This is a genomic window from Lysinibacillus sp. GbtcB16 (assembly GCF_019091145.1).
In the GTDB taxonomy this organism is placed as follows: domain Bacteria; phylum Bacillota; class Bacilli; order Bacillales_A; family Planococcaceae; genus Lysinibacillus; species Lysinibacillus fusiformis.
Window position 1 is genome coordinate 1 of the sequence record NZ_JAGXJV010000623.1, and the last position, 254, is coordinate 254.

The window sequence follows — 254 nt, forward strand, 5'->3', positions numbered from 1 at the left end:
CGCTGAAGTACATCTGTGAAATCCCCATGGCTAGGTAAGAGAACGAAATTACTTGCAAGAAGCTCGAACCGTACCGAATTAACTCTTCGTCATTCGTGAAGAAGTGCATGAGCACTTCCGGGAAAATCAGTGACACAGCAAAAAAGAGCAGTGATACGCAAACCGAGAACAAGCAGGAGATGCTCAGAACGCGCCCAATTGTCTTGATATCTCTCTTTCCCCAGTATTGGGCAGTCAAAATTCCTGCACCAGTT

General features: G+C 46.1%; 1 protein-coding gene. It reads right to left on the bottom strand.

Features of this window, described 5'->3' with window-relative positions; genetic code table 11:
* The coding region (locus tag KVT27_RS25430) for an MATE family efflux transporter (RefSeq protein WP_254636295.1) at positions 1-254 on the bottom strand (254 nt) is incomplete at both ends.